The following is a 9,895-nucleotide window of genomic DNA, read 5'->3' as shown; positions in this document are numbered from 1 at the left end:
CATGGGGCAGATATGTTTTTCTCTTATGTCAAAAGATTATTTCCTTTGGAAGAGGCTAACTTAATTCCCTGTGAGAAATAAAAAATCCCAAAAGACCTGAAGATCTTTTGGGATTAAATGGCATGTTTTTATATGTTTATTTCACAACTACGGTTCCTAACTCTTTGGCAATTTGTTTTTCAACTTCTTTTGCCTGCATAAACTGAGTCAATAGTACTTCCTGTTCAATTGCATCATTCGTCTGGATCAGTTTTGCCTTTATTTCAGCCATATTCATCTCATTATTAGCCTTTTTTAAGCGCAAAATGTTTGTAAAAGCCATATCTGCGAGCTTATCCAGTTCAGTTGGTACATAAATTTCATGTTTTTTATGCCAAAACTCTGAAATGGTGTGTTTTTCTGTCGCCAGATCAATAGCTTCCCTTTGAATTTCTGAATCGATATGACTGAGGAAATATTGCAATTCCGGGACAGTTCCCTGAATAAACTTCTCTCTGCAAAGCAGCAAAATCCTCTGATAAATCGGTGTTTTAAATTCTAATCCTTCTATTTCGGAAAGGATGTATTGCATAAGTGTAATACCCGGAGCCAGGCCAGGATCAACTTCCCTGGAACCATAATTGATCAGTAAACGGATACATTCTTCTTCATGATAAGAAAGGCCCGAGCGAACAGGTTTGTCCTCTGTTACCGGATTTGCCTGTGGAACTGATTCAGGGAAAAAGGCATGATCTTCTTCTGAAAAACTCATTAATTCTTCAGCACCTGAACTCACACTTACTCCCGGTGGAAGGTCATTACTTAAACGCTGCCGGTTATCCTCTCTTTTGGTATCTTTCTCCTTTTGTTTAACCCGGTTAAGCTGAATCTTATTTGATTCAAGTATGAGGAGATTTTCATCAATATTCATCAAAGATGCCGTCTTCTGAAAGAAAACTGAACGTTTGATAGAATCTGGAATTTTGGAAATACTTTCCACCATATCCTTGATAATCTCAGCTCTTTTAAAAGGGTCATTTCCAGCCTCTTTTAAGGAAAGCTCCGCTTTGAAAGTAATAAAATCTGATGCATTTTGCTCAATATGTTTAACAAAAGCCTCTGATCCTATTTTCTGAACATAACTATCAGGATCTTCTCCTTCAGGAAAAACCACCAGTTTTACATTCAGACCTTCTTCAAGGATCATATCCATTCCTCTTAAAGAAGCCTTAATCCCTGCTGCATCTCCGTCGTACAGAACAGTTATATTCTGTGTAAATCTTGCGATAAGGCGAATCTGCTCAAGTGTAAGTGAGGTTCCTGAGGAAGCCACCACATTATGGATTCCTGCCTGATGTAATGAAACCACGTCGGTATAACCTTCTACCAGATAACATACATCTTTGGTGCGGATTTCATTCTTAGCCTGGTAAATTCCATAGAGTATGGAAGACTTGTGATAAACCTCAGTTTCAGGAGAATTGAGGTATTTTGGCTGATTTTTATCCGTTTTTAAAATTCTCGCTCCAAAAGCAATCACTTTTCCTGAAACGTTATGAATCGGAAAAATCACACGGTTTCTGAAACGGTCAAAAGTCCTGGTATTTCGGGAATCTTCATTCCCTTGTTCAGCAGGAGAGGTATTCTGTTCCCTGACTATGGTTAAACCTGCCTTTTGAAGAATATCCGGGGAATACCCCTGTTTTAATGCCTCTTTTGTAAATGCGTCCCAGGATTCCAGGCTATAGCCTAGCTCAAAGCTTTTAATGGTTTTATCAGAAAAACCTCTTTCCTTGAAATAAGGATAAGCAATAGATTTCCCTTCATCCGTTTCAAGCAGGTTATGCTGAAAATAGTTTTTCGCATAATTCAATACGATAAAAAGGCTTTCCCGTTCATTCTGAGCAAGTTGCTGCTCATCGGTCAATTGGGTTTCCTGTATTTCTATGCCGTATTTTTTAGCAAGATGTCGTAATGCTTCTCCATATCCAAGCCCTTCAATATCCATAATAAATCGGATTGAATCACCAGCTTTTCCACATCCGAAACATTTATAAATTCCTTTGGCAGGAGAAATAGAAAATGAAGGTGTTTTTTCTCCATGAAAAGGACAGCATGCCCAGAGATTTGCTCCTTTTTTCTTCAAAGAAACATAATCCCCGATCACATCAGCAATATCTGCTGCCTGACGTATTCTCTCTACAGTTTCCGGATCAATCCTCATGGAAGTATTAAAATATTTGTTTCTTCTGTCAAATCAGAAGATATACACAACAAAGAAAGAGAACTTATTCTTCATTTTGAAAAACAAGGTCTCTTCCGTTTAACAATCTTTATTAAATCTATATTTTACAACAATAACCCTGCGAGTGTTGCAGAAAGGTAACTGGCTAATGTTCCGCAGATTAATGCTTTAAAGCCTAATTTGGCTAAATCTGAGCGACGACTTGGTGCCAATTCTCCGATTCCTCCGATTTGAATTGCCACTGAACTGAAATTAGCAAAACCACATAAGGCAAAACTGGTAATGGCAATCGTCTTAGGATCAAGATTTGGTTTCAATTTTACCAGTTCCAGATATGCTACAAATTCATTTACAACCATTTTAGTTCCCATCAATGCTCCTGCTGCCTGAACATCTTTGCCCGGAACCCCCATACACCATGCAAAAATTGAGAAGAATTTACCAAGAATAAAGTTAAGACTCAAAGCCGGAAAGCCTACCAATCCTCCTACTCTTCCCAGAATTACGTCAACCAGTGCAATCAGTGCAATAAAACCAATCAGCATGGCAATTACGTTCAAACCCACTTTTAATCCTTCACTGGCTCCCGCAGCAATGGCATCTACCAGATTGGCATGCGTTTTCTTAATTTCCAGCTTTACTAACCCCTGTGTTTCAGACTGTTCAGTTTCAGGATATACAATTTTAGAAATGACCAAAGCACCCGGAGCAGCCATTAAACTTGCTGCAAGCAAATAAGAAGCCGGCACTCCCAGAGAGATATACACTGCCATCACACCACCGGCAATACAGGCAAAACTTCCTGTCATAGAGGCCAGTAATTCCGAATTAGTCATTGTTTTCAGATAAGGCTTAATCATAATCTGAGCCTCCACCTGACCCACGAACGTACTCGCTACGTTAGAAAGTGCCTCTGCTCCACTTACGCCCATCAACCAGTGAACACCTCGGCCCAGCACAGAAACCACTCTCTGCAAAACACCAAGATGGTAAAACATATTTACCAGAACAGCTACAAAAATAATAGTCGGAATAACCTTAAAGAAAAAGACAAAGTCATTTCCACTTCCGAAAGCCTTAACCATAAGCTCAGGTTTAACCAGAGAACCAAATACAAACTCCGCTCCTTTGTCTGCATTTAGAAGAATCGAATTGATTTTAAATCCTAACCATTGAAAAATGGCCTGTCCAACATCGGTTTTCAAAATAAAAACTGCCAATCCGGCTTGTAAAGCAAGACCCACTCCGACAGTTCGAAAATTAATGGCTTTACGATTGTTTGACATTAAATAAGCAAGTCCCAAAATCAATACAATCCCTAAAAGTCCCGTGAAGCGTTCCATATTTTAAGTTCTAATTCTTTAAAAGTAAAAGTGGTATGATAAAATTTGTGATGAATATTTTTGTTAAAGATATACAATCTTAGGGTAAAGCAAAAAAGTCGTGAAATGAAATGACTTCATATCACGACTTTAGATCAGATTTATCTTTAAAAAGTTAAATTCTACTTAAAATCAGCCAAGAACCTCCTCCGGTTTGTCTACCACTTCGGGTGTTCCGCTGGTCTCAAATAATTTAGCATCTTTTATATCCTCCAGTGTAACATCAAAGAATTTCTCATGAATATTAAAAGGCTTTTCCACACACTTAAATTTCTGGTAAGAACCATCTTCCTGCATTTCATAAGCATTAACATTATCCTTCAGATTCCAGGCAAGGATATTGATAACCTCCTGTTTCACTTTAGGATTTACCAACTCAAAAAGTGATTCAATTCTTCGGTCAAAGCTTCTTACCATTATGTCAGCAGAACCACCATATACTTTCGGATCACCTCCGTTGTGGAAATAGTAAATCCGGGTATGCTCAAGGAAATCTCCAATGATAGAACGCACGGTTATGTTTTCAGAAAGTCCCTGACGTTTTGGTCTCAGGCAGCAAACACCTCTGACAATCAGGCGAATCGGAACACCAGCCTGCGCCGCTTTATAAAGTTCATCAATGGTAATTTTATCCTGTAAAGAGTTGATTTTAACACAGATTCCGCAAGGAAGTCCGGCCTTTGCATTTTCAGCCTCTTTCTGAATCATTGCAACCACCCGATTCCTCATATCCCTTGGAGCGGTAATAAGGTTTTCGTAATTACTTGGAATTGAATGTCCTGTGATTACATTAAAGAACTCTGCGATATCATGTGTGATCACTTCGTTCATTGTCAGCAAGCCAATATCCGTATAAAGTTTTGCTGTATCCTCATTATAATTACCTGAAGAAAGGTGTGCATAACCTACCACTTTATCTCCTTCATTGCGAATTACCTGAAGTAATTTAGTATGCGTTTTTAACCCCGGAATACCATAAATTACAAAACAACCGGCTTTTTGAAGACGTTGTGCTTCGCGAATGTTATTTTCTTCATCAAAGCGGGCTTTCACTTCAAAAAGTACAGATACGTGTTTTCCGTTTTCTGCTGCTCTTAACAAAGCCTCCGCAATTCTGGAATTTTTTGAAATCCGGTACAAAGTAATCTTAATTGCCAGTACCTGAGGATCTTCCGCTGCCTGTTCAAGTAATTGAAGTACAGGCTCAAAATTGTTATACGGATGGTGCAACAGAATGTCGCCCTGCTTCATTGCTTCGAAGATATTTTCAATCTTCACAGAAGGCAGGCCAATCGGCGGAACCGGCTGATGAGTAGCAGAAATCTTTGTCTTGAAGTCAGGATGCTTGATAATCTGAAAGAATGACGTAAAATCCAGAATATTCTCTTTTACAAAAACATCGTCTTTTTGCAGATTCCAGCGCTTAAGCATTTCATCCAGAAGCCATTCTGAATAATTAGGTTCTATTTCGATCCGGGTTACTCTTCCCAGGCGGCGATCTTTGATTTTCTTCTTGATTTCATCCACAAAATCTGTTTCGGCATCTTCATGTTCTACTACATCAAAATCTCCGTTTCTGGTAATTCTGAATAAAGAGCACGCTACTATTTCTACGTTTCTGTATAACTTTTTAATATTATGCCGGATGATTTCCTCGATTGGCAGGAATACTACTTCTTCTTCTCTTTCAAAGATATAGAACCTGGCAAGATTCTGAGGAATTTGTACAAAACTAATTTTTTTATCCTTCCCGTTTTCATGTTTCGGTTTCACATAAAGCGGATCTTCCACCACCTTAGTCACCACTCCGAAAATCAGGGTTTTGGCCAATAAACTCGGGAAAGTATGCGTATGGTCAAAAACCATAGGCGTAAGCATCGGATAAATTGTTCTGTTGAAATAATCCGTTACTTCTTCCGATTCTTCATTGGTAAGGTCATCCAGGTTTGCCAGAATTAAGCCGTTTTCAGGGAAAAGCGGTAAGATTTCTTCTCTGAATAATCTATGTTTTTCGCGACTGAAATCTCTTGCCGCAGCCATTAAGGTCTTTTTGAATGCAGTTTCTCTCAATCCAGAGTAATCTGTTCTTTCTTTGCCATAATCGATATAGCTATAAAGCGAGCCAACCCTGATGGTAAAAAACTCATCCATGTTAGAGGCTGTTATCGCCAAAAACTTAAGGCGGTCAAATAGTGAACGCTTTTCATCACGAGCCTGATCCAGCACTCTCTCATCAAATTTCAGCCAGGACAAATCTCTTGAAATGTAATTGGATTTCTCAATAATATCCTGTGATTTGATTATAACTTTTTCAAGACGCTTCTGCTCATCGCCTTGTCTAGTGATGTTATTCATAAGTTTATTTTTCTTTAAAAACGACAAAAGATTCCCTACGAGAGAACCTTTAAGCCGATTTTCTTTATGTATTTTTCTCAATGGTTGCATAAAACGCACAATACAGCTAAATATTCCGGAACTATCAGGCCATCCCGTCTTTTATAGCTTCATAATCAGATTTGAGTCTGCCCATTTCCTTTGCTAAAAAAGACTGTAACTGTATATTAAACGCATTTTTATCTTCTTCAGTAAGCGATGCGTAAAATTCTTTTAATTCCTGATTAATAGCAGCACGATCTTCAGCCGACTGAGCATTGATTGACCTTAAATGATATTGCTTAAAATTAAATTCCTGCATTTCCCTCAAATATTATCTTTTCACTAAATTCTTCGTTTTTTCAAAGAATTTAAACCTTATGCTAAAATACTTACAAAGGGAAGATTTTCAAAGAATTCAACATTTTTTAAGTGTTAACATTTAGAATATGGTATTAAAAATGAGAAATGTGCATGTTTACAGATGTTTATCTAAAATCTGCTGACCGAATGTGAAGGAAATTTTTCCATATTCGGTAGGAAAGTTAAGTAGTACAGTTTCGGCCTCCGGAACTGCTTTGATATATAAACGTCCTCTTAAAGATCGTTGAGGAGCGATGGCATTATCCTTTAACAATTCATTATTCCACAGATTTTCCTTATATGCCAGATAATCCATTCTGTTTGCAAACCTCGATTCTCCTAAAACGGAGGTGGTTGCTGCAATGGCATATCCCATATTGAAGATAAGATTGGCATTCTGGGCTTTGTTAAACATTTGATCATAAGAACGGGATCTTCCTGAATTTTCAGAAATAGCCAGGGCAGCTCCTCCTACAAATGCCAGTACACTGAGCACTTTAGTGGTCTTTAACCTTGCTTTTTCTCTGGCCCGTTCTACTTTTACTTTATCAAGTTCTTCATTCGGATTGAGTCCAGAATAATTAAGTGCATATAAGGGATTATTGTTATTTTTAATAGAATCCTGACCTGCTTTCAGATAAAAAGCATTAAAATCCTGTGGAGAAAAATTAAGCGTTCTATTACTCAGGTTAAAAATCTCTGTATCAAAAACCAGATAGTTTTCCCAATGCTCAATAAAAGAAGTAACGATCCGGACACTGTCTTTTTCCTGTTTAACAACATGAAAACCATCCATTACTCTTTCAGATGGATCATTTACCGGGCTCAGACTAACCATTTTCTGAGTGGCGCAGGAGCTTAATACTAAGAACAAAACTATCAATCCAATATACTTTCTCATCGTAATGCCGAAATTTATCTTTCCTTTTTAACTTTTACGTTATGATGATTAATCACCTCATTATGACAACGTAACGATTTCAAACCCCTATTCGTCAGGCAGAGAAATTCAGGAAATAAAGCGGTCGAAATACTATATTTTCAATGAAAATCTCTGATATGTGCTTCCGGTTATTTAAACTTTCAAATTATCAAAAAGGTTTCCTTTGGATTCTCCCTTTCTGTCAAACAAAAGAGGTGCTATTTCCAGCACCTCTCCCGGTAGTAATCATCACTGAAAAACTATCTGATGTATCGCTCGAAAAACTCATAAATTCTGAGCATTCTGTCTATTCTTGCACGAACATTACCTGTTCTGGAAAGCTCATGTGTTGCGCCTGCAATCCTCACATATTCCACCTCTTTTCCCATAATTTTCATGGATTTGTACATCATTTCACTTTGAATAACTCCGGTTCTCAGGTCATTATCACCATGTTTGATCAGCAAAGGAGTCCTGATTTTATCCACATATGTATAAGGAGACTCTCTGTCAAGCACCGGTTTGATTTTATCTTCCCAGGGGTATCCTCCGAAATAATTCGGAACCAGACGCCAGGCATTTCCTTCTCCCATAAATGTTGTCAGGTCATAAACTCCTCTTTGAGCAAATGCGGCCTTAAACCTGTTGTCATGAGAAACAATCCAGGCAGTAAGGTAACCTGCATATGAACCTCCGGTAAGAACCTGTTTGGAGGTATCTACCCAGGAAGCTTTTGCAGCATCTGTTGCTGCTGCCAGCACATCCTCCGCCGGGCCGGTTCCCCAATCCTGATAATTTGAAAACTGAAAATCTTTCCCATAACCCCCTGATCCTCTTGGATTAGCATATACAATACCATAACCCTGTGAGCAGAAATACTGAAATTCATGCCACATTGAAGATTCTCCGGGTCCCCACATGGCAGTCGGGCCTCCGTGCATATTCAGCAGAAGCGGATATTTTTTACCTGCTTCAAAATTTGAAGGTTTCATAATCCAGTACTCAATTTTCTGGCCTTTTGAATTGGTGTAAATTCTTTTTTCAGGAGTACTTAATGCCTTATTCTTTACCCAATAATCATTATGACTACTTAGTTTCTGCGCATTTTTTCCTGATAAATCAGATACATAAATTTCCGAAGGATCTGCTATTTCAGTTTTTCCCAGAACAAGTTTATCTTTTGTGATATCAAACGCTACAATTCCGGATTCAAAATCAGTGAGTTTCTCTACTTTTTTAGTCAGAACATCTAAACGATACAATGGCAAACCTCCGTTAGAAAAAGCGGTAAAATAAAGATATTTAGAGTCAGATGACCATTCAAAACCTCCCGGAGCTCTGTCGAAACTGATTTCTGTTTTATTACTTCCATCTGCAGCCGCCAGTATAATTTGTCCGTAACTCAGCACATTGATCTGCGATTTGATGAAAACCAGCCATTTACCATCATTTGAAAGAGACGGACTTGTAAATTGGAATCCTTTTTCTGATAAAAGTGGTGTAATCGTTTTGGTATCGGGATTGATACTTACTACTGCCGTTGCCTGCTCTCTGTCGGGGTGCATCGTTGTATCTCTTCCGGTCACTGCCAGAATCTTCTTTCCGTCAGGCGTCCATTTTGCAGCATTATACGACCAGAAACCTTTGGTAATTTGCTGCGCTTTCGCTCCTTCTTTGGGTTCAATTACATATAAAAGGTTAAATCTGATCTCCGGCTCTGTGGTTGCTTCTCCCTGCAGATTCAATCTGCTGAAAACCTTTACTTTTTTATCTTCAACATCTCTGTCGAGATAAGCCCGGATTTCATCAATAGTACCGTCAGGATTGGGTTTGATCTTTTTATCAGCTTTCAGAAAAGCATTTGATTTAAATCCTGCTTTTTCTACTGACCATGACGGAAGGGATTTCAGTGCATTGATAGTCGAATCTTTTAACAATTCTGAGAAAGATACGTTTACGGAGAAAAGAATTTTAGAGCCATCAGGCGACCAAACCGGGCCGGATGCTCCATATTTCAAATCGGTAAGCTGAAATGCCTCGCCACCATCCAATGGCATAATAAACAGCTGTGATTTTCCTTTTACATTACGTGCAAAAACAAGCTGCTTACTATCCGGTGACCATGAACCTCTGCTGACAGATTCAGTTCCTCTGGTAATTTGCTTTACTCCCTGAAAATCACTTAGCCAGAGATGTGTACGATAATCATATTCCAGTTTATTTTCCTCAGACGGAATGATTTCATTCACTGAATAAATAAACTTCTTTCCATCCGGAGCGATGGATATATTTCCAACCTGTTTAATCTTCGTCAGATCGGTAACCAATACTTTTTCCTTGCTGTTCTGAGCATAAGTAAAGGAGTATATACAACAAAACAGTAATAATAGTTTTTTTCTCATGGGATGTTAATGAAGGTTAATGGATAAAACTTTATTTTCCACCAAAATACAGTTTTATCTTTTCAATCTGAAATTATTTATATTCTGATAAAACCGATTTATTTCAACAATCACTAATTTATTACCGATACCAATCTTCATTTTCTTTATCTTTTCCCGGAGCGTCAGGGATTTCCAAAATTAAAAACAGGATATCCGTCTGATAAATATGAGAGTGTAGGAAGAAGCT

6 protein-coding genes are annotated in these 9,895 nt (G+C 38.2%); all 6 read right to left on the bottom strand.

Annotated features, from left to right (window positions below; translation table 11 throughout):
* Positions 1-136: 136 nt before the first annotated feature.
* The 6 genes from dnaG to BM179_RS03950 all read right to left on the bottom strand — a co-directional run bounded on the left by dnaG (position 137) and on the right by BM179_RS03950 (position 9,666).
* Positions 137-2,203 carry a DNA primase gene (gene dnaG / locus BM179_RS03975; protein WP_092012564.1) on the bottom strand — a complete coding sequence of 689 codons (2,067 nt, stop codon included), beginning with the start codon at positions 2,201-2,203 and terminating at the stop codon, positions 137-139.
* Positions 2,204-2,328: 125 nt separating this feature from the next.
* On the bottom strand, positions 2,329-3,567 hold the full coding sequence (locus BM179_RS03970) for a NupC/NupG family nucleoside CNT transporter (RefSeq protein WP_092012561.1): 1,239 nt from the start codon (positions 3,565-3,567) through the stop codon (positions 2,329-2,331).
* A gap of 171 nt (positions 3,568-3,738) precedes the next feature.
* On the bottom strand, positions 3,739-5,961 hold the full coding sequence (gene ppk1, locus BM179_RS03965; protein ID WP_092013630.1) for a polyphosphate kinase 1: 2,223 nt from the start codon (positions 5,959-5,961) through the stop codon (positions 3,739-3,741).
* A gap of 124 nt (positions 5,962-6,085) precedes the next feature.
* A complete protein-coding gene (locus BM179_RS03960; protein ID WP_092012558.1) occupies positions 6,086-6,301 on the bottom strand; it encodes a hypothetical protein in 216 nt (71 codons plus the stop codon).
* A 156-nt stretch (positions 6,302-6,457) separates the two neighbouring features.
* Positions 6,458-7,243, bottom strand: coding sequence for a hypothetical protein (locus BM179_RS03955; RefSeq protein WP_143095148.1), 786 nt, complete (start codon positions 7,241-7,243; stop codon positions 6,458-6,460).
* A 281-nt stretch (positions 7,244-7,524) separates the two neighbouring features.
* Positions 7,525-9,666 carry a S9 family peptidase gene (locus BM179_RS03950; protein ID WP_092012551.1) on the bottom strand — a complete coding sequence of 714 codons (2,142 nt, stop codon included), beginning with the start codon at positions 9,664-9,666 and terminating at the stop codon, positions 7,525-7,527.
* Between the last annotated feature and the right edge of the window lie 229 nt (positions 9,667-9,895).

The organism is Pseudarcicella hirudinis (assembly GCF_900115665.1).
Lineage (GTDB): Bacteria > Bacteroidota > Bacteroidia > Cytophagales > Spirosomataceae > Pseudarcicella > Pseudarcicella hirudinis.
The sequence above is the reverse complement of the archived record's forward strand: the minus strand, read 5'-3'. Positions and strand labels throughout refer to the sequence as shown.